Genomic DNA, 21,207 nt, shown 5'->3' with positions numbered 1-21,207 from the left:
CAACATCTGATGAGACACCCAAACCCGTTATGCATTGCACTCAGTGCCGTTTCTCTTTTTATTTTTTCTGCCTGTAGCAAATCATCACTCACCGGACCACAGGAACCCGGACAAACCACGTTAGCCACCGAAAAACAGGTAGCAGTCGCCTCCACCACGCCAGTCGGCACCGTTATTTATACCAGCAATGGGTACAAACTTACGTTTACCAATAATGCCGGTAATTTTGACGATGCCACCCGTCAAAAATTCGTGGATATGTACTTTAGTATTTATCCCACGTTGCTAAATCGATTTTACACAGGCGCTTCCAAACAGGTAACTTTTGTCATCGATCCCAGCTACAACGGTGTGGCCTATACGTCAGGCACCACGGTGACCTACAGCGCCGCCTGGATGGCCAATCATCCGCAGGACGTGGATGTGCTCACCCATGAGGTAATGCACATCGTGCAGGCCTATACCGGTGGTACGCCCGGCTGGCTGACCGAAGGCATCGCCGACTATGTACGCTATAAATATGGTGTGAACAACGGTCCTGCGGGCTGGTCGCTCCCCGCCTGGTCTTCTTCCCAGTCCTACACAGACGCATACCGCGTAACAGCGCGCTTCCTCGTATGGCTGGAACGGCATGTGAGGGCCACCATTGTGGACGACCTGAACACGGCGCTCCGCAACAAGACCTATTCCGCCAATACATGGAACCAGCTCACCGGCAAATCAGTAGATCAGCTGTGGGCAGACTACTCCAATAATCCGGCTTTATAATCCAGGGAAAGATATCATAGCATTGCCGTTATTATTCTCTAACCAGGGAATGATGAACAGTCGATCAACTATTCAGGCAATGATATGTACTACAGGTTACCGGCAGCCCTGTAAGGCCTGGCCGGTAACCCTGCATCATAGTGCTTATATTTTTTGCGCGTTCTGAGGCTTCGCCAGCATACCTTTGGCGAAGAGGTCTTCTGCGTTCATCTCCAGGATGAGATCACCGGTGATAACACCATTCGATAACAACAGATGGCCATCCATATTTCCGGCATAGGGAGCGTCCGCTGCCACGCCATAAAACGCCCCTCTGCAGGCGCCAATGGACACCTCGGTCAGGTCTACCGGGTTTCCGTTCTGGTCCATCAACCGGCTTGTGCCGGCAGCGAGGTCTTTTGCCTTCATGAGCTGCCCGGTGTTTAACAGAAACAACTGATTTAGACCGGTCACCATCACTCTGCCATTATTAAAGTGAATCCAGGCTGCCATACTTTCACTAACGCCCATGTCCATACGCACTGTGCGCGTTTGCCAGGAAAATACATGACCGTTCAGACTGGCGGCCTGTAGCTCGTTTCCCTCCTGTAACTCCTCCACAAACACTGGTCCCTGCGGGGTGGCAATATCGGTGCTTTGAAGATAAGACATAAGTATATAGTTTATTTGGTTAACAATACCGCCGCTATTTCGCGTCCGGCGAACGAATGTAAGACCTTTTTCCAAGTTAAAACACCCCGGGAAACGCAAACCAACATTCAAACAATTAATTGACGCTAAACACGTTAAGACTTTGATCATACTTTGTTCAAAGTTTGTCTTCGTTTTTACCGCGTTTCTGTTTGCAGGAAACGGTGGTCAGCGCATAGCTTTACTCCCATCAATCGGCCCACGCATTTTCACTGTTCCACTTAAGCATTCCACATATGAAAAACACCAAGAAAACATTCCTCCTGGGAATGATGCTCCTGCAAACCGGGCTGTTAAGCTCCTGCTACAAAAAATGGACTCCCGGAGACGGGCCGCATCATCCCAGTGATAACGTTGTCACCACCAACCGGTACTACGTAGACAGCAATGGTTCTGACTCCGCCAACGGCCTGTCCCCCGCCACAGCATGGAAAACGCTCAGTAAGGTAAACACGGTCACCTTCCAGCCGGGCGACTCGGTACTGTTTAAAAGAGGTGACGCGTGGACCGGCACCCTGGTCATCAAAAGTTCCGGTACCGTCGATGCCCGCATTACCTTTGGCGCCTATGGATCGGGAGAAAAGCCCCGGATCACCGGTAACAACAGCACCTTGTCAGCCGTACTTATCCAGGACGCCCGGTATCTCACCTTCGAAAATTTCGATGTCAGTCACCCGCGTGCGGTACGCCCGCCGGACATGGCCTTGTGCGGTATCTATGTAGCCCTTGCCACCGCAGGTGTCTACCCAGGTATCACCATCAAAAACAATGATATACACGATGTGGAAGGCATGCCCATCACCAACCGCCATATGCAGGGCGGTATCTTCGTGCGCTCCAATGCCACACAGGGCTATTTCGACAGCCTGCTCATAGAAGGCAATCAGCTCCGCCGCTGCTCTTCCAGGGGCATCCTCATGGGCGACGGCAGCAACAAGGACACCACCTTTTACAACAACCATGTGGTCATCCGCCAAAATGTGATCGATAGCAGCGCACTGGAAGGCATCATCGTGTACACCGCTAAAAATGTAATGATAGAACATAACCGGGTGCTGAACGCCGGCGCCTATACGCTGGGGGTGAACATGAACATCGTGCTGGCCGGCTTATGGGGCCGCGGCAAGGACATGACCATCCAGTATAACGAAGTCGCCTATACGCGGCTGACCAACCCGGTGCCTTATTCCTCCATGGATTCCGAAGCGTTCGACATAGACCTGAGCAGCCCCGGCTACACCATCATCCAGTACAATTACTCGCATGACAATGCCGGCGGCTTCTTTTTACATATGGGCGATCCCGGTCCTGATTTTACGTACGGCATTCTCCGTTATAACATCAGCCAGAATGACGGCAATGGTTTTAATTACAGGACATTTGAACTGCACGGCCATCCCAATGGGAAAACAGTCCCTATTTACTTCTACAACAATACCCTCTACAATGATACCATGATCGGGGTGCTGGACAGGGCCGGTGGCACAGGCGTTCACCCCGGACTGGCCTTCCGGAACAATATCTTTTATGCCCCTAAGCTTCAGTTCGATGACCAGGCCAACATCGTGTACCAGCACAATCTTTATTATCCCGGCGCCAAAGCCGCCATTGACAGCAGCGCCCTGCAGGGCAATCCGCTGCTGATAGCCGCCGGCACAGGTGGCAGCGGTATCAATACCCTCAGCGGGTACAAACTTTCGCCGGCCTCCCCTGCTATCCATGCGGGAACGCTCATCAGCAACAATGGCGGAAAAGACTTCTTTGGATTGCCGGTTTCCGGCAGCAGCCCGCCCACCATCGGCGCAGCGGAAAAGGAGTAATGAAACGTTACAAAATCAGTAAGCCCCGCTTCCTCAAAGGCGGGGCTTACTGATTGCTGACAGCCTCTGCCAGCCGGCAATAGCCCGGATACTCCCTTCCTTTTTAATGAAATAATATCGCAGCTATGTATTAACTTTAAACAGTACTCAAAATAACCATCGTCCTCAAAACCACACATTATGTCCACCAATCCTCTGGAACGTCTTACCGACGAACAAATCCTGCATCACCGTACTTATATAAAAACAGCTGCGCCAGACATTTGGAGCGCCCGGGAATGTTTGCTGATCGCAGATGATGAACCACACATCCGGGCACTGATGTCCCTTTGTGAAAAACGGCCCAACAACCCGCCTCCCGGAAGTGCGCCCTACACACAGGTGATAGCAGCACCCGGGTATGTTCCCTACCTGTCGGAGAAAGTGCCCACAACGCCGGTAGGCGATGAGATGTGCCGGCTTGCTTTTGATGCCACGTTCTCAAAAGGCCTGCAGCAGGCTTTATCGTCCGGCCCGATGGCTGCCGCAGCGGCGCTGGCAGCGGCCACCGTCGCTGTCGGGAAAACAACGTACGGCAAATGGATACCGGAAGTTGGCCGGCTGATCCCCAAAAAAGGCAACGAAGTACAGGCACTCTGGCGGGAATACCGCAAACAGGCATCGGACAAAATGGAATACGCCACGCCGATGATGATACGGGATTTCTTCTCCAGCGCACTGGCATGGCAATTTGTTCGTATCAACGATGGCCGCATACACGATCTGGGAGGCTCTATCATGTGCCTTACCACCGGCAGTGATTTCGTGGGGTCAGCAGATGATCCTGGGCTGGGTGATATCGATATTTACCTGAGGGCGATGAACGAAGGACTGGCCTGCCTGGGAGGCTCTGCTGTCACACCCGCCATCAGGGACGCCGTGATATGTGCGGCGTTTATGCAGGCCCGTAAGGCCGTCACTGCGGCAACCATGAAAAGAGCCACCGGCGAACTGGAAAAACTGCTTGCCGACAGCAAAGGACCTGTCACCCCCATTGAATTTATGACCATGCGATGGTGGGAAGCGGCCATGATCGGGTATCACCGCATAGGCCTGGGTGCTGAAGGTTACCGTCACCTTGCTGACGAGACAGGCGTTTTCCTGGCTACCAGGAAATGCGGGAAGATCAGGCGTGCAGTCGATAACCTTATCCGTTATGATGAAGCGGTAGACATACTTTTTGACGCTGTTCAGGGCGATGGCCTGAACGAAGCGCTGGTGGCCATGTGCGCAGCCGGCAGCAAAGGCATCGTGGGGTACGCGCATGCCATGGCGGCTGTTACAGATGAAGTGTTCCAATGTGATTGCGGTGCAGAAGGACATATCGACGTGGGGGAAATGTCTATGGCCAGCGCCCTCTGGTACGCGATCATCCCCAGATACCTGATCAGGGCGCAGTTGGACGGCCTCGCACAGGGAAACCCGGAAATAAAGTCGGCGTTTGCCCGTCCCTTGCCCGGAGAAAGAAATATCGTCGCCCATACATTGCCCGGAGATCAACTACATACTGATGACTGGCACCCGTTATGGACCACCGCCAGGGCAGATGTGGCGGAGCTGACGGCCCGCACCCTTAAAAGGTCCCTGCTTGAAGGCTCCTATGACGAAGCAAAATATCTACGGTGCCACAACGCCGCCTACGATGTGCTGAGCGACTGTATGACCGTTGCAGACGACGATCAGCAAATACTGTCCCTCTCCGGTAAATGGTGCCTGTTCTTCGATGAAGCACTGGCCGATTTTAAAGCGGAACACACGGAGGTCATCTCCCATTTAAAAGAGCTGGTAGGAAGGATATGGACACACCTGCTCATCGGGGACCATGGCCGGAACGGTGATACGCATGCCCGTATCTTTGTGGACACAGACCGCCACTTCAGAAGCACCTATTCCCTGGACACCTTTGCCGGAGGAGCTATCAGGCGGGCTTTTCTTGGAACAGTGTCCAGCGCAATGGAGCTGAGCGGGTTCAATCCCTACCATTGCCTGGTGGAAGGTGCAGCCCGAATATGCGGGGACAAGAGATAATACAAACAGGGCCGGCGTTTGATGCCGGCCCTTCATATCTTTATATTACATATCCTGTAATACGCACCAGCAGTCGTCAAAATTCCTTTTCTCCAGATCCTGTTTTCTGATCCAGAAATACAGGCGGCCCATATCGGCCCACATCATGCTGGCATCACCCTCGTTACTGTCCACCTGTAACAACAATAACCAGTCTTTGGCATCGGCCATCACGCCTGCATATTCCGGACCGTCAAACTTCCCGAAGTCACCGGTAAAATCTTTATGGGTAACGATCTGGCAGAACTCCTCCATCTCTCCTTGCAGTATGTCAGCGTGACCGAATGTTTTATTGCTCTCCCCCTCTTTCCATACTTTCTCCCGGTAGACACCTTTTTCCCCGTCGCCGAGAAAGGACAAAGCCTTACTCCGTCTGAACGGCATGGACACCTGTGTTTCGCAGGTAAGCGAACACGGGCCAAACTGTACGCTCAATGACTCAGGGAAATCGGGGCATTGGAGATCCTCCCTTGGGCCGTCGAAATAGAGCACGCGAAACAGGTGCTTTTCCTCCATGGAATACCCGCCCATAGCCTGATCTGCGTCATAAAAGAAAAAGAGAAAGCCGGTATCAGGAAGCAGCTGATAAGTGTCGAAAGGTTTTATTTCCTGCAGGTCCAACTGTGCAATAAATGACAGCGGGTTGCCTTTATTGTCCGCCGGCCACGGCATATGCTCCGGAAGATCGGGCGTACCGCCTATCCTGGAACTGCCAATGGGCACATCATTGTAGTCGTGGATGGGCGTCAGGTAGTATCTGATGGTGTCTTTCATGACGGCTTCAAACCGGGGTTTGTGTTTGTCTAAATTGCTGGCGGTTAACGCGGCGTAAAATTCCTGTTTATTCATGGTATAGTTGTAAAACTGGCTAAAGATAAAATCTTTTGTCAGTTTTTTTTCTGAATTATAACCTGAAGGGATACTCGTATTTTTAAGGAATTGGCAGCACAACAGGACACCTGATTTTACATCGGCTGCCCCGTGATTACCTGGGGCACACCTGCCGGGTTAAAAAAATTGCGCATAGCTAAAACACTTCTGCTGCCAGGGATTGCAGCATCTTATCCATCCCTTTTTTGTGCCAGCGTAAATACAAAAGCAGCACGGCCACCATAAAACCACCCTGTATCAGCAACATTAATGACAACTGCTTTATCGCCATAAACATTCCTATAATCAGGAAGGCAAGTATCGCCCCGGCAACAATGGAAGTATTAGACCGGAACCCCATCATATCGAAGGTCTTCGTCACTTTCTTCGGAAGCAATAAAGAAGAGATAAAACCCAGGGCTATGCTGTCAGGATAGACAAACAACAAAAAGACGAACATGTTCGCAGACGGAGCAATGTACCAGCACAGCAGCAATGACACTACAAAATCCAGCAGCAACAACTTACCGATGCCACGACAATAAGCCCAAAACAGCTTCCCCGGCGATTGCACATAGCCTATCATAAAATAAGCCTGTGGCACATATCCTACAAGATTGTTGAACACATAATTAAACAAAGCCACCGGTGAACAGACTATCGCCCAAATAAAATAATTGTCTTTAAACGCTGGCAACCTGTTTTTAGAGGCCGCTGCAATAAGTACCCCCGACAATAACAACCTGAATAAAATGCCAATGAGCAGCGTGGTCTTTACTGTCTTTTTCCTGATGACGGCCGTAAAAATAAGCTGACCAAAACTTTTAGACCTGCTATCAGCCGATTGCCCCGTTTGTTTGGCGTCCATCACCTCCTGCCGCTGGTATATGCTTACAAACAAGGTCACCAGCACCATCAATCCCGTCAGCTGTATGATAACCAATACCCACAACGGCAGCTTCAAACAGAGCGTAAGCAATATAATGGTCCCTGTAACCAACAACGTTATAGACGAATGAACAAACATCCATGTCCCGGCCTGCTGTATTTTCACGATCCTTTCCAGCAGATGGTAAACCAACATACTGCCTGCCAGGTATAAAAAATAACCCGTTGCCACTGTCCCGGAAGAGAAATAAAAAGCCGCCAGAAATAACAGCAACAGTAAGAAAAAGGGAGATATCAGATCGTAACACAACTGAATAATCGCTTTTTTCCATAGCCCCACCGGGTAGGTACGCATGAAAACCCGTCTGAACATAACATTCTCCGGAAAATACCCTTTCAACAGTATCAGCGCCCCGATAATCAGGGCCAACCGGACCATTAACCAGTCCACCCCAAAATACTGACGGGCATGCAGGTACCGGAACAGGTAACCGGTGGCCAGCCCGTATAGCAATGCCACACCCGCTAAAATGACCATCAGGAAAGTGCCAAACCATCCGTCAAGGTCGTCACGTCCTTTGGCCAGCGAAATAGCCTTGAGTCTGCAAACAAATAAAAGAAGTTTCATGAACAGGGTAATTAAACAAGCCAGTTGATCTTTTCATCGCTCGTATCCTGCGGGCGCAGTAATGTAAACAGCGAATCTTCCAGTGTGCTTTTGCCGCTCGTGGTAAAATTGACAAGGGTATCATTATAAACAACCCGGCTCTTTTCGAGGATAAGCAGCCGGTCACAAATTTTTTCGATAAAAGTGAGATCGTGGGAAGAGATCACCACCGTGGCACGCTGTTTATATTTATTGATAAATTCTATCAGCCGCCGGCAACTGAAAGCGTCCAGACCGGAGAAAGGTTCGTCTAAAATCAGCAGCTGTGGCTGGTTTACCAGTGCCGCACAGATACCGGTCTTTTGTTTCATGCCAAATGAATAGCCACTGATCATCTTTTTGCTGCTCTCCCGCTCTTCAAAGAAATACTCAAACAGGTTCAATAAGTTTTCATCTGACTGCCTGGCTTTTCCATTATACAGATAGTTGATGAACTGCAGGTATTGCAACCCGGTAAGTTCTTCCGGCAAATATTCCTGGCCGATGTAAAACCCGGTCTTTTTCTTAACGTCATTATTTAACGACGCTCCCCCGAAATATTTTATTTCGCCGGAACTGGCGCCCAGCAGCCCCAGTATTATTTTTATCAAGGTGGTCTTCCCTGCCCCGTTTCGCCCTAACAACCCTATGCAGTCGTTCGCCTGCACGGTGACGTTCACTTTGTCCAGGACAACCTTCTTATCATATGATTTGGAAATATCTGTGAGGTCAAGGATACTGTTATCAAGCATATAAAATTCGTTTAATGGAGGGGGCTAACCCGGTACAACTGTATTAATATACAAAAATTGAGGGGACCGCCTCCAAAACTTTTTGCCTGATAAGAACCGCTAAAACCTGCTGGCCTTCCTGAACTCCAGCGGTGAGATATTCGTTTTTGTTTTGAACAGTTTGGAAAATGACTGCGGATATTCAAACCCCAACTCAAAGGCTATTTCATTTACCGACAAATCAGTCATGGTTAACCTCTCTTTTGCTTTTTCGATGAGCTTTTCCTGTATATGCTGTTGCGTACTGTTGCCGGTCAGTGTTTTGAGCAGTCCGCTCAGGTAATTGGGAGATATATTGAGCTGCCCTGATATGTCCTTTACTGTTGGTATCCCTTTCTCTTCCAGCACTTCCGGCGTAAATGCCTTCTCCAGCAATGCTTCCAGCTGGTCTACAATACCGTGATGGGTGATTTTGCGGGTAATGAACTGCCGCTGGTAGAACCTTTCTGCATATCCCAGCAACGTTTCGATGAGGGAAATAATAATCCCCTGGCTGAACTGATCGATATTGGCCTGGTACTCCCGTTCAATATTCCTGAACAGTCCGCATACCGTCTGTTCCTCCTCTTCCGACAGGAACAGCGCTTCGTTTACCGAATAGTCGAAGAACTCATACTGCTTTATTTTCGGGGCCAGCGGATGACGCCACAGAAAGTCCGGATGGAGCAGCAGCAACCACCCGGACTGGTTTATTTCATCTTCCCGGCAGGCATTGAAGCTAAACACCCGCCCCGGCGCCATGAAGCTCATTACTCCTTTATCAAAATCATATTCCTGCTGACCATACCTCATTTTCAGACAGGCCTGGGTGAACCGGCTCATACTGATAAAGTAAAAGTCGGTGGTCATCGTGATGTCCGAGCTCCGGGTCCCGTCTGTTAAATCAGCAATATTGACAACGCTGATCAGCGGATGTTTTGCTTCCGGCAGGCTTCTCAGTTGCGACAGGCCATGAATGCCTTTTACCTTCAGGGGCGGATTTCCAGCCATAACATTTAATTTTGATGGTACCAGGCAGCGTACTCCCTGGCGAAGTCCTTTAATTTTCTTTTTCCTAATGCAGGCCTGTTGAGATAATAATCCTGCTGTGCTTTCCCGTTGTGCATATGCTCCTGCATTTCCACCAATAATGCGGCCACTTCAGGCGATACGCCGCTGGCTTGCAGCCCTTGCTGCACCTGGTCTGCCGGCAGCGTTACCCATTGGAGGCCCGGTATGCCCACCGCTTCTCCGATAATTTGGGCCGCCTGGTTACAGGTCAGTTCCTCGCTGGCCACATACCTGGTTTTCAAACCCGCTGTTGCCGGGGTATTGATCTCTTCCGCGATGGCCTCAGCAATGTCTTCCGGGGCCACAAAGGCCACTATGTCTTCTCCGCCATAGTTAGACGCTATCCTGCCCTGGTGGCGGATCATGTCTTTCAGGTGATAGAAGTTACTGTAGAACGGCCCTGGCCTTACAAATGTAACGGACACGCCGTTCAGCGCCTCAAACTTTTTCTCCGGCTGTACGCGCTGCAACAGGTGCGCTATCCATCCGGTAAGCACGACTACGCGCCCTACGCCTGTTTCCCGGACGGCATGAACATAATTGTCCATGTTCCGGTCCCATTCCCCGACATCTCTGGAGGTGAAGTCCAGCGGGTTCATACAATAAACAGCATCTGCGCCTGTAAAGGCTTTCACGAGGAAAGACCGGTCGCCGATACGGCCAACGGCGGGCCGGGCGCCCATCGCCTGTACGGCCGCCTGTTTGCTGATGTCTGTCGTGATGAGGGTCACTTCATGTCCTTCCTTCACCAGTATTTCCGTGAGCGGCTTGCTGATATGTCCGAGAGAGCCGGTAAGTACGATTTTCATTGCTAAAAATTTTATGTGCCCAAAGGTCACCCGGAACGAGCCGCTAAAAGTGTTCAGATCTCAGAAGGTTATAGGAGAATCTATGTAATAAATAAACGTTGTCTTTTTGAAAACCGTCCTGTCTGCGAGCCCTACAGTTAAAAAAGCACTACCTTCGCCCCGGAACCGTAATAAAAATTGTCAGTCATATGTGCCATCCTACAGGCCATATGCCGGCACCGCTTAAATATATACCCGGATTGCTATGCGTAATGCCTTCATTAAAAAAGTTGCATTAAAAATATTAAAAATTACTTCGATATCTTTAGCCGCTATACTGGCGTTATTGTTTTTGCTGCCGATGTTGTTTCCGGATGCCGTGGCAAACAAAATCAAGACCTGGGCCAACAGCAGCATCACCGGGGAGCTGAATTTCTCCAAAGCCCGGTTATCGTTCTTTAACCACTTCCCTGCCCTGACGCTGACACTGTACGATGTTAGCCTCAAAGGCGGAGCGCCTTTCCAACAGGACACGCTGATCGCCGGCAACGAAGTGGCCCTGGGCGTAAACCTGCAAAGCGTATTCTCCGATGCCATCACCATCGACGAGATATACCTGACCAACGGGAAAATCCATATCATGGTGGATTCCAGCGGCCATCCCAATTATAACGTATATAAATCCGCTCCCGCCACCACACCAAACAAACCGGACAGCGGCAGCGCCTCCATGAAAATAGAAAGGATACAGATTGAACACTGTCACCTTATCTACGATGACCAGTCGCTCCCCATGTACCTGCAAGCCAAAGAGGTGAACTATGTCGGAAAAGGAGACCTCTCCAAAGCCGTCTTTGACCTGCACTCTAAAATCAATATCGGCTCCCTGGATTTTACCTACAACAACACCTCCTATATCTTATCCAAAAAACTGAACGGGGAACTGATCACCAAGATCAATACCAACTCCCTGGATTTTGTTTTTGAAAGAAATGACCTGAAAATAAACGACCTGCCGGTAAGACTGAAAGGCGCTTTCGCCTTCCTGAAAAACGGCTACAAAATGGACTTCCGGCTTAGCTCCATGGAATCCAGCCTGCACGCCATTTTCGGCGCGCTGCCACCCGAATATCTCACCTGGATGCAGCATACCAATGTGGAAGGCACCGCAGACGTAAACGCCAGTTTAATTGGTGAATACATCGCGGAAACCAATACCATGCCCAACCTGACTTTTAATATGCAGGTCCGTAATGGCGTGATCACTAACCCGAAAGCGCCTGCGCCCATTAAAAACCTGTTCCTGAATTTTCAGTCCAGGCTGGCGCAACTGAATACCGACAGCCTATATCTGAATGTAGACTCTATCTTCTTCAACATCGATAAAGATTATTTCAGCTCCGTGATACGGGTAAAAGGGTTGAAGACACCAGACATCCATCTCAAATTAAATACAGACCTGGACCTGGAAAAATGGAGCAAAGCCATGGGCTGGCAGTCCTTTGACGTGAAAGGCCGCCTGCAGGCCCATATGCTGGCCGACGGCCCCTATGCCACCCGTATTGTGGACCGTGGCCCCAAACAACGCCCGGACACGGTTATCAGCAGTATCCCATCCTTCGATCTGAAGGCCGGTTTCCACGATGGTTATTTCAAACTGGCCTCCCTGCCCGAAGCCCTTAAAAACATCAGCTTTCAGGTGGCGGCCAATTGCCCGGACAACGACCTCGCACACACGCACTTCAACATCGACAATATCAACGCCAACCTGCTCAGCAACTATATCAAAGGGCACCTGCGTTTCAGCAACGCCCAGGCGCCCGTTGTAGACGCGCAACTGGCTTCTGTGCTGCAACTGAGCGACGTCAAACAGTTCTATCCCATGGACAGCCTCGACGTTACCGGCGCCCTGCATATTGATATCAATACCAAAGGCAGCTATGTGCCGGCAAAGCGGCTATTCCCGGTAACTACCGCCACGCTCACCATGAACAACGGTACGCTGCAAACAAAATATTATCCGAAACCGATCCAGAAAATCAATGTAGACGCCACCGTTACCAATACCACCGGCACGCTCAGCTCCCTGAAGGTAGACGTGAAACCCGTCGCCTTCGAATTTGAAGGAAACCCTTTCCTGCTGAAAGCAGACCTTAGCAATTTCGATAACCTCCGGTACAACATTACCTCCAACGGCACTATCGATCTTGGCGCCATCTATAAAGTATTTGCGCTACAGGGATATGACCTGAAAGGTTTTGTCCAGACCAACCTGGCCCTCAGCGGCACCCAGGCCGACGCCCTCGCCGGACGTTACGGCAAACTAAACAACCGGGGCAAAATGACTGTCCGCGACATTGTGCTCCAGTCAGACATGTTCCCCCTCCCTTTCCATATCAGCAACGGCATATTCCGGTTCGACCAGGACAAAATGTGGTTCGATACCTTTATCGCCACCTATGGTAAATCGAAGCTCACCATGAACGGCTTTTTAAGTAACGTGATTGGTTATCTCACCGCAAAAAACCAAACACTGCACGGTAACTTCGATTTCAAAAGCAATTATGTGCTGGTAGATGAACTGATGTCCAATAGTAGTCCGGCTACCGCCACGCCTGCCAAAACCAGCGCCCCCTCCGGCGTGATCATGCTGCCCGCCAACCTGGCGCTGACGCTTAATGCGGCCGCCGACAGGATACGCTTCAAAGGCATGAACATCGATAGCTTCCATGGACAACTGGTGCTCGACAGCGGAAAAGTAGCGCTCAACAAAACCGGCTTTAATATCATCGGTGCGCCGGTAGAGATGGATGCCACCTACGCCTGCATTCAACCGCAGCGTGCCACCTTCGACTACCACATCACTGCAAAAGAATTTGATATCCGCCGCGCCTATAATGAAATCAAAATCTTCCGGGACATGGCCAGTTCAGCCGCCAGCGCCAGCGGCATCGTAGGCCTGGATTATCGCCTCAGCGGTAAACTGGACGGCAACATGAACCCCGTTTATCCTTCCCTGAAAGGTGGCGGCGTATTGTCTGTCAAAAAAATAAAGCTGAAAGGTTTCCGGCTGATGAACGCCGTCAGCCAGTCCACCGGCAAATCAGACATCAAAGACCCGGATGTTTCCAAAGTAGATATCAAATCCTCCATCAGCAATAACATCATCACCATCGAAAGGACCAAACTGCGTGTAGCCGGTTTCCGTCCCCGCTTCGAAGGACAGGTGAGCATGGATGGCCGGTTGAACCTGAAAGGCCGACTGGGCCTGCCGCCGTTCGGCATCCTGGGCATTCCTTTTAACGTTACCGGCACGCAGAGCAACCCGAAGGTAAAACTGCGCAGGGGCGATGATAAGGAACAACTGGAAGAAACACCCGATACCGAAGAATAACCTTCAACACACGTCACATTATCTTAAAAAACTTTATTTCGAATGAACGAACAGTTAACGACATTAATAGCAAAACTGAAGGACAACGCCATCCAGTTTAAATCAGTGATTGAGTTTATCGACAGTCAGTACCACCATCAGCCAACAGCCTTTAAAAACGGGGACACTTACAATGAAGCCACCCAGAACCAGGGCAGCGCCAGGGTTTTTGCTTTCGCTCAGTTAAACGATCTTTCAAAGGAAGATACCCTCAGCTTGTTTGCAGAACACTATCAGTCCGTATTAAATACGCCCAACGGCGATGACCACCAAAACATCCGGCAGTTTATGGCCCATGGATGGGCAGGCGTGGTATTTGAAGGACAGGCGCTCACCTCCCGGTAAAGAACGCTGAAAATTTTCTTATTTTGCTGTCATGATGCAGCAACATATCCTCACCGCTCCGCAAGCCAGAAAAATCATCCTTCATGCCGCAGGCCTGGCGCAACCAGGCCAGTTCGGCAAAGGGATCGAGGCCGTCTACAAACTGATCGACCATCTTGGTTTTATCCAGATTGACACCAACTATGTGGTGGAGCGGGCACATCATCATGCTATCGCTGCGCGCGTGCCGGACTATAAGCCGGAATGGATTGACGAGCTGATGGCGGATGGAAGCATCTTTGAATTTTTCACTTACGGCACCGGCTATATTCCTATGCATGAGTTCCGCTTCTCGCTGCCGGTCAAAGCGGGCTTTTTGTCACGGAGAAAACCGTTGACACAACCGGAGATCAACCTCATGAACAAAGTGTTGGACAGGATTGGCCGGGAAGGCCCGTTGATGGTGAAGGATTTTGAAAACGACCGTCCGGTAGCCAGTTCCGGCTGGTGGGATTGGCGGCCGGCAAAGCTGGCGCTGGAGCGGCTGTTCCTCGACGGCAGCCTGATGTGCACCCGCGAAAAAAATTTCCATAAGGTTTATGACCTGCCTAAAAACCTTCTTCCGGCAGATGTGGACACCACTATGCCCACCCCGGAAGAATATGCGCGGTACGTGATCCGCCGCTCTTTACAGGCGCTGGGCATCGCGTACGCCAAAGACATCGCCTGGCGCGGACATTACGCCAAAGACAACCCGGCAAAAACAACGCTGGATAAAATGGTGGAGGAAGGGGAAGTATGCCCTGTCAGTATCAAAGGACAAAACACCGCTCCCCTTTATATGTTGCCTGATTACACAGACAAAAAAATAAAGCTGAGCGGTGATGCATTTATTCTCTCTCCGTTCGATACCTTAAATGTGCTGCGGCACCGGTTAAGAGACTTTTTTGATTTTGACTACCAGATAGAATGTTTTGTTCCCCAGGCCAAACGCAAGTACGGATATTTTTCACTGCCTGTACTGGTAGGTGATACCTTTGTGGCCAGAATGGATGCAAAGGCCGACCGTAAACACCGTGTACTGACCGTCCACAACCTGCATGCAGAGCCGGTGACACTCAGCCAGCCGATGATCAGCAAAATCGCCAAGGCAGTCAGGTCATTCGCTACGTTCAACCAATGCAGGGACATCGACATAAAAAAATCAAATCACAAACAACTGGTCAAAGCCATTAAAGAAGCCTTTTGATTACTTATTGTATATAGGGCTTCTTTTCAGCATATAATGCAGGGCATCATGGTATGACCCTTCATTGTTTAAAAACGCGGTACGCCTGTTGGAAAATATCCGCTCATTCTGTTTATTGAAAATACCCAGGGTCACTTCGTTCTCATACTGGTTTTCAACAGTGGTACTGGTAGAATTATCGTTTTGCCTTTTATTGCCCTCCACCTTTGTAGTGCTGGAACCGGAAGAGTTAACGCTTTCCTTTACGCTGCGGGATAGCGTGCCCTGTAAAACAAATTCAGCGCCCAATATCCTGCAAAGCTCATCGTACGTGTATCCTTTGATGGTATTCATATCAATGCCGTTCCTGTACAACAGCGCGTTGGTGGTGTTTGGGTCCTGGAACCTGTACTGGCCGCTCCTTTTGCTCAGGTACACATAGGTATCGTTCTGTAACTTCTCTCCTCTTTCAGTGACCTGTTGCAACGGCTCATTGACAGCGATATACTTAAACGGCAGGATGGCCACCAGCCCGGATTCTATAGGCCGGCTGTTGTCAACCGGCGCTTTGGCCGTGTTAGTCGCGGGAGCGCTGAACACTTCCACCCTTCCGCTGCTGAAGGTAATCTTGCTGATGTCCGATTTTTTCAGTTCATACACGAGTGTTTCTCCGGAATGAATAAATTTAACCGTGTTGGTTTGCATCTCAGTGATCTTTCCGTGCTTTTCTTCTCCACTCAGCATAAGCACTACGTCTTCTTTACCGCCCGGTGTCCTGCCATTTTGCGCTTTTAAAGAAAAACAACTCAGTAACATCAATAGAACGGTCACTGACAACTTCAACATTCTGATCATGATAAAAATATTAGGGTCTTAAAAATGATGCTACTTTTTCTCCGTCTTAACCCTTTTCTGTTCATCGGACGCTGCACTTTCATGTTTGTCTGTCACGTCTTTTTTATCATTCTTATTAAAACGGTAGGTGAATGTAAGTTTCAACACCTGCGACTGCCATCTTCCGCGCATATCGATATCAATATTCTGATAACGGCTCGCAGCGTTGTACCTGTTCCAGCCGAAGATATCAGAGGCGCTGAGCCGGACAGTGCCCTGTTTGCCAAGGATATCTTTCTGGATGCCTGCATGTAAGGAGCCAATTGGCTGAACCAAAAACGTGCCATCAATGCTGCGGGAAGACCACATGCCCATAAACTGAAATCCCCAGCCGCTTTTCAACTTCACCTGCTGCATCAGCTGCCCGGTGAAGACACCGGCTTTCAACCGGAACGGTTCATTATTGAGCGTGCCCGAGTAGTCGTAATCGTTATAGTCCATGTAGATAACGGTGGCCATGTTATCGCCAACAGGTATCTGGGCATTGATATTGGCGCCTAGCACTTTGCGGGTGTTCAGGTTTTCCGGCCGCTGATAGGTTTCATTCTTTGCGGCGTCCTGCAGGATGACGTCCTGGATAATGTCCGTTGTCCGGTTGTACAGCAGCGTGGCCGTTAACGCCCCCTCCCATACACTGTAGCCCAGTTCTATGTTATGGCTGTATTGCGGGTTCAGATAAGGGTTCCCTTCGTTGTACGTGTACTGGTCCAGGTAGAAACGGAACGGGTTCATACTGCGGTAATCCGGCCGTTCTATCCTCCGGCCATAAGTCAGTGTCACCTTGCTTTCCTTATCAAGATCATAAGCTATGAAAGCGGTGGGAAAAAACTGGAGATAGCTACGGGAGAAGGTCTGTCCGTTGTTTTTCTGTTCCCCTTTCAGCCAGGTCTGCTCTGCCCGGAGGCCTGCCTGGAACTCCCAGCGGTCGTGCTGATGCCGGAGGTTCAGGTAAGCCGCGTTGATATTTTCCCTGTAGAGGAAATGATTGCTCAGCGTATCGTTCTTTTTCCAGCCGGCGGCTACGCCATCGAAATACTGTGCATTATTGTCCGTATTGACAAACGATGTTTTCAGGCCTGCTTCCAGGCGGGTACCTGATGACAGCGGACGGGTATAATCTGCTTTCAGGCTGTAGATATTAATTTTCCCCGGCAGATCTGCCAGGAACAGCTTATGTGGCGCTGCCTCGCTGCTGTCGGGCCTGTAGTAACGGTTATCAAAATGTTGTTCGCTGGTGCTGTTGTACGACAAATAGTCGGCGTTTACCACCAGGTCATGTCCTACAGTATCAAATACATGTTTCAGGCTAACATTGGCTTCCATATTGTCCCATTTGCCTTTTGTGGTAGCGGGTGCGTCTACGCGGGTTATCATAGTGCCGTCACCGTTTTTTAACAGGGTATTGTTGGTACTGGATGAGGAGGAGGGATTATGAAACCCGCCCACCGCCACGCCTATGGTCGTTTTGGTGCTGGCATAATAATCCAGGCCCAGCTTTCCGGTAGCACTCTGCCCTGTTGTTTTGGTGTAAGTATGCTGATCATAAATACTGGTGATTTTATCGTCACCGTTACGGAAGTTACGGACTATATAATAATCTTCAAAACTCTTCCGGTAGCTATAGCCGGCATTTCCATAAAAATTAATATGCCTGTTGCTGTAGTTAAAGTTGAGGTTCTGCGTAGTACCGGGATATTTTCCCTGTAAGGCGGTAAGTACAATGTTTCCGTTAAATCCGCCGGTCTTTATTTTTTTTCTTTTGATATTAATCACCCCGTTGCCGGCCGCGTCATATTTTGCGGGCGGGTTAGACATGATCTCAATCTGTTCCAGCTGTGAGGCGGGCAGGTTTCGCAGGAAGGCGGTCAGTTCCGCACCGGAGAGGTATGCAGGCCTGTCGTCTATCATCACTTTTACGCCTTGTTTTCCTTTGATGGAGATGCCCCCGTTCTTGTCTACCATCACGCCGGGCAACTTCTCCATCACCTCCATGGCGCTGCCTCCTGCGGCCATGACAGAGGACTCCACGTTGACAACGGTACGGTCCAGCTGTTGCTCTATAAACGGCTTTTTAGCGGCTACCGTCACCCCTTTCAGGTTGCTGGCATCTGATTGCAGCACGGCATTGTCCAGTGCCACCTGGGGCTGGTCCAGGCTGAAAACCGGGCCGTTCCACTCTTTGTATCCTATATAGGTGACGGTAACAAAATAACGGTTGAAGGGAATACTTTCCAGCTGCCAGTTACCGGTGGTATCCGACAGGGTCACTTTCACCAGTGAAGAATCCGATGCTTTTTTGAGCAGTACGGTGGCGGCAACGACCGGCTGTTGTGCCCCGTCGCGCAGCTGACCGGTTATTTTACCGGTTTGCGCACTGGCGGCAACCGATAACATCAGCAATACCAACGGCAACATCCATTGTCTGATCTGGCGTTTTGGGGAACGGGGCATCATGATAGTGTTTTCTATAGTTGTGTACATTTTATTAAAAGGGTTTTTCAACTTTGTTGAGGGGTTAACGCCACGTCACGGATGAGCATGGCTATATTCTGGAACTGATGAAGAATAAAGAAATGGTTGCCGGGATAACGCAGTGTACGGACGTCCCGCTCCGTTTCAAGCGCCCATCCGGCGGTCTGGCTGGCACTGATTTCCTCGGTGGCCCCGGTGATGACGGTAATACCGGTGCTGTATTTGCCCTGCGACTGGTACCGGTAGGTTTCCAGCGCCTTCATATCTTCCCGGATCACGGGCAGAAAAAACTCCATCAGCTCCGGATCGGCCAGCAAAGCATCCGGCATGCCGCCCATCGTTTTCAACTCCGACATCAGTTGCTCGTCTGACAACAGGTGCAGTTGCCTGCGCTGGTCATTAAATACAGGTGCTGCACAACCGGTAGCGAAGAAATGCAGCGGAAGTTGTTTCCACTCCCCTTTCAACCGGTGTACCAGCAGGTTGCCCAGCATGGCGCCCATGGAATGGCCATACAGCACATAGGGCGATCTTATGTGTGGCAGCAGCTGTTGGTAAAGGTCGGCGGCCATCGCGTGCATATCAGACAACAACGGCTCTGCCAGCCGCTTGCCGCGGCCCGGCAACTCCAGCGTCACCATATCTATGTGCCTGCCTAAAAAAGGTTGCAGGTCACGGAAAGAGTAACTGTTACCGCCTGCATACGGAATACATATCAGTTTGGTTTTCTGTAACATCTCAAATGCTTTTTTGAACATCGTTTTCTCCTACAGCATGCTGCAGCTCATTGACCGCATTCACTTTGGTATCACTGACAATATTGCCATAGTCGAATTTTATCAGCCGGTCGCCACAATCGAAATAGGTATCGTCATGGGTCACTACAATAACGGTCTTTCCCATCTCTTTTAACTCAGGAATAATTTTCTTGTAGAAATATGCCCTGAACACAGGGTCCTGCTCTGCGGCCCATTCATCCAGCACAATCACATCTTTGTCTTCCAGCATCACATAGATCAATGCCAGCCGCTTCTGTTGTCCTTTGGAGAGATCAGCTTTAATCGATTTTTTATCCTGGTCAAACACGACAATTTTTTCCAGCTCCATCTTTCGGAGCCAGAACATCAACCGCTCATTGTCCGGCTCCAGTTCCAGGCCGTCATAGTTTTCATTAAAAAGAAGGCTGTCCGTGAAGATGGCCGCAATACGGTTGCGGTAGCCCGGGTATGTTCTGTCAGTGATCACCCGGCCGTTCAGCGAGATGGTGCCGGCATGCGGCACATACAGGCCTGTCAGCAGGTTCACGAAAGTACTTTTACCACTGCCGTTGCCACCGGTAATAAAAATGCTTTCTCCTTTTTTAATATCGAGGGTCAGTGGTTTTAAACGGAAAGTTTCCGCTCTTCTTTCATCATAATATTCAAACGTAACGCCTTCGAAACGGATGTTGTCGAACCTGTCATCTGCGGCGGGCAGGTCGCCATGGCCGATAGATATGGCTTTGGAGGCATTGATCTTATCATGGAACTGCTCCAGCCGGTCAACAGCTATCTGCATCTGCGTAAACTCGCTGATACGCGCCACCACAATCCCTACTGGCCCCATCAGGTATAACAGGGTGGCCACAAACTGGTTGCTTGCCACGTTTGTCATATGCAAGATAACGGGCAACAGGAAAACGATAATACCAATCAACAGGTACCATAAATAATTCCCCATCAGCTCATTCCCCATATACTTGATCAGTGTTTTAATGGTGAGCTCCTTTACCCTGTTCCTGTTCCGGGAGATATATTTCAGGAAGATATTATCGCTTCGCGTGATGCTCATCTTCACATCCTTAAAACCACGCAGAAAATCATTGACATTCTGCTGGTATATGTTTGCGAGGTCGCGCACGGTGTTCAGGTCCCTGGCGATGGACAGGTTCCGGATATAATACACCACCGCCAGCGTAGACAGCACGCCAAGGATGAGCAACGCGCCAAAGAAATTGGTGTAGAACAAATAGGTCAGGCCGATCAGCACCATCACAATGGAGTTAAATGTTTCTATAAAAACATTGGGGAACCGTTGCAGCGTAGTGACATCTGCCGTGGCGGTCCGAACTTTTTCTTCTCCCAGCTTAACATATTCTTCATAATCTGAAAAGCGCAGTTTCTCAAAAATAGACAATCCCAGATCATTCCCCAATTCGTAGGTAAGCCGGATCGTATAGGATTGAAAGGCCCTGGCGGTAATAAAAGACACCAGTATCATGACCACATATATCTGCCAGTCGTATCCTTTTACAAACGGCAGATCGGTCCCCGCAATCTTACTATTGATCAGTAACAACAGGCCCATAGACCATACGCTGTTGATCATCCCAAGCAATAATAACAGGATGTAAAACAACTTCGATTTTTTCTGAAGCAAGCTTATTAATCTCATACGTCC

The 21,207-nt window shown here is 49.9% G+C and carries 16 protein-coding genes; 6 read left to right on the top strand and 10 right to left on the bottom strand.

The window, feature by feature from the left end; translation table 11 throughout:
* The first annotated feature begins 9 nt into the window (after positions 1 to 9).
* Positions 10 to 768 carry a basic secretory protein-like protein gene (locus HGH92_RS24970; RefSeq protein WP_211092740.1) on the top strand — a complete coding sequence of 253 codons (759 nt, stop codon included), beginning with the start codon at positions 10 to 12 and terminating at the stop codon, positions 766 to 768.
* Positions 769 to 912: 144 nt separating this feature from the next.
* Here the strand turns inward: HGH92_RS24970 and HGH92_RS24965 are convergent, their stop codons facing one another.
* The gene (locus HGH92_RS24965) at positions 913 to 1,419 is read right to left on the bottom strand and encodes a hypothetical protein (RefSeq protein ID WP_168873536.1); all 507 of its coding nucleotides are present in this window, start codon (positions 1,417 to 1,419) and stop codon (positions 913 to 915) included.
* A 275-nt stretch (positions 1,420 to 1,694) separates the two neighbouring features.
* Between HGH92_RS24965 and HGH92_RS24960 the strand changes: the two genes are divergently transcribed.
* Together HGH92_RS24960 and HGH92_RS24955 are read left to right on the top strand one after the other, a co-directional pair.
* Entirely contained in the window at positions 1,695 to 3,278 is a 1,584-nt protein-coding gene (locus tag HGH92_RS24960; RefSeq protein WP_168873535.1) for a right-handed parallel beta-helix repeat-containing protein, read from the top strand.
* Between the two features lie 180 nt (positions 3,279 to 3,458).
* Positions 3,459 to 5,345, top strand: coding sequence for a hypothetical protein (locus tag HGH92_RS24955; RefSeq protein WP_168873534.1), 1,887 nt, complete (start codon positions 3,459 to 3,461; stop codon positions 5,343 to 5,345).
* Between the two features lie 45 nt (positions 5,346 to 5,390).
* Here the strand turns inward: HGH92_RS24955 and HGH92_RS24950 are convergent, their stop codons facing one another.
* From HGH92_RS24950 to HGH92_RS24930, 5 genes are all read right to left on the bottom strand, one after another.
* Positions 5,391 to 6,233 (bottom strand): YwqG family protein, encoded by an 843-nt coding sequence (locus HGH92_RS24950; protein WP_168873533.1) that lies wholly within the window; start codon positions 6,231 to 6,233, stop codon positions 5,391 to 5,393.
* Positions 6,234 to 6,411: 178 nt separating this feature from the next.
* Entirely contained in the window at positions 6,412 to 7,770 is a 1,359-nt protein-coding gene (locus HGH92_RS24945) for a hypothetical protein (RefSeq protein WP_168873532.1), read from the bottom strand.
* Between the two features lie 11 nt (positions 7,771 to 7,781).
* Positions 7,782 to 8,540, bottom strand: coding sequence for an ABC transporter ATP-binding protein (locus tag HGH92_RS24940; protein WP_168873531.1), 759 nt, complete (start codon positions 8,538 to 8,540; stop codon positions 7,782 to 7,784).
* Between the two features lie 99 nt (positions 8,541 to 8,639).
* Positions 8,640 to 9,569 (bottom strand): helix-turn-helix domain-containing protein, encoded by a 930-nt coding sequence (locus HGH92_RS24935; protein WP_168873530.1) that lies wholly within the window; start codon positions 9,567 to 9,569, stop codon positions 8,640 to 8,642.
* A 5-nt stretch (positions 9,570 to 9,574) separates the two neighbouring features.
* Entirely contained in the window at positions 9,575 to 10,438 is an 864-nt protein-coding gene (locus HGH92_RS24930) for an NmrA family NAD(P)-binding protein (RefSeq protein WP_168873529.1), read from the bottom strand.
* Between the two features lie 244 nt (positions 10,439 to 10,682).
* Here HGH92_RS24930 and HGH92_RS24925 point away from each other — a divergent pair, with 244 nt between their 5' ends.
* Genes HGH92_RS24925 through HGH92_RS24915 form a run of 3 tightly spaced genes read left to right on the top strand, consistent with a single transcriptional unit; the run spans position 10,683 to position 15,423 of the window.
* Positions 10,683 to 13,811, top strand: a complete 3,129-nt coding sequence (locus HGH92_RS24925) for an AsmA family protein (RefSeq protein WP_168873528.1) — start codon at positions 10,683 to 10,685, stop codon at positions 13,809 to 13,811.
* Between the two features lie 42 nt (positions 13,812 to 13,853).
* Positions 13,854 to 14,195 carry a HopJ type III effector protein gene (locus HGH92_RS24920; RefSeq protein ID WP_168873527.1) on the top strand — a complete coding sequence of 114 codons (342 nt, stop codon included), beginning with the start codon at positions 13,854 to 13,856 and terminating at the stop codon, positions 14,193 to 14,195.
* Positions 14,196 to 14,226: 31 nt separating this feature from the next.
* The gene (locus tag HGH92_RS24915) at positions 14,227 to 15,423 is read left to right on the top strand and encodes a winged helix-turn-helix domain-containing protein (protein ID WP_247655049.1); all 1,197 of its coding nucleotides are present in this window, start codon (positions 14,227 to 14,229) and stop codon (positions 15,421 to 15,423) included.
* On the opposite strand, the gene HGH92_RS24910 is transcribed toward HGH92_RS24915, so the two are convergent.
* Genes HGH92_RS24910 through HGH92_RS24895 form a run of 4 tightly spaced genes read right to left on the bottom strand, consistent with a single transcriptional unit; the run spans position 15,424 to position 21,201 of the window.
* On the bottom strand, positions 15,424 to 16,257 hold the full coding sequence (locus HGH92_RS24910) for a hypothetical protein (RefSeq protein ID WP_168873526.1): 834 nt from the start codon (positions 16,255 to 16,257) through the stop codon (positions 15,424 to 15,426). It lies immediately after the preceding gene.
* A gap of 30 nt (positions 16,258 to 16,287) precedes the next feature.
* Positions 16,288 to 18,777, bottom strand: a complete 2,490-nt coding sequence (locus tag HGH92_RS24905; protein WP_168873525.1) for a TonB-dependent receptor domain-containing protein — start codon at positions 18,775 to 18,777, stop codon at positions 16,288 to 16,290.
* Positions 18,778 to 18,794: 17 nt separating this feature from the next.
* A complete protein-coding gene (locus HGH92_RS24900) occupies positions 18,795 to 19,505 on the bottom strand; it encodes a thioesterase II family protein (protein ID WP_168873524.1) in 711 nt (236 codons plus the stop codon).
* Position 19,506: 1 nt separating this feature from the next.
* Positions 19,507 to 21,201 carry a cyclic peptide export ABC transporter gene (locus tag HGH92_RS24895; RefSeq protein WP_168873523.1) on the bottom strand — a complete coding sequence of 565 codons (1,695 nt, stop codon included), beginning with the start codon at positions 21,199 to 21,201 and terminating at the stop codon, positions 19,507 to 19,509.
* Between the last annotated feature and the right edge of the window lie 6 nt (positions 21,202 to 21,207).

Source organism: Chitinophaga varians (genome assembly GCF_012641275.1).
In the GTDB taxonomy this organism is placed as follows: domain Bacteria; phylum Bacteroidota; class Bacteroidia; order Chitinophagales; family Chitinophagaceae; genus Chitinophaga; species Chitinophaga varians_A.
This window is presented reverse-complemented; position numbering and strand designations above follow the sequence as displayed.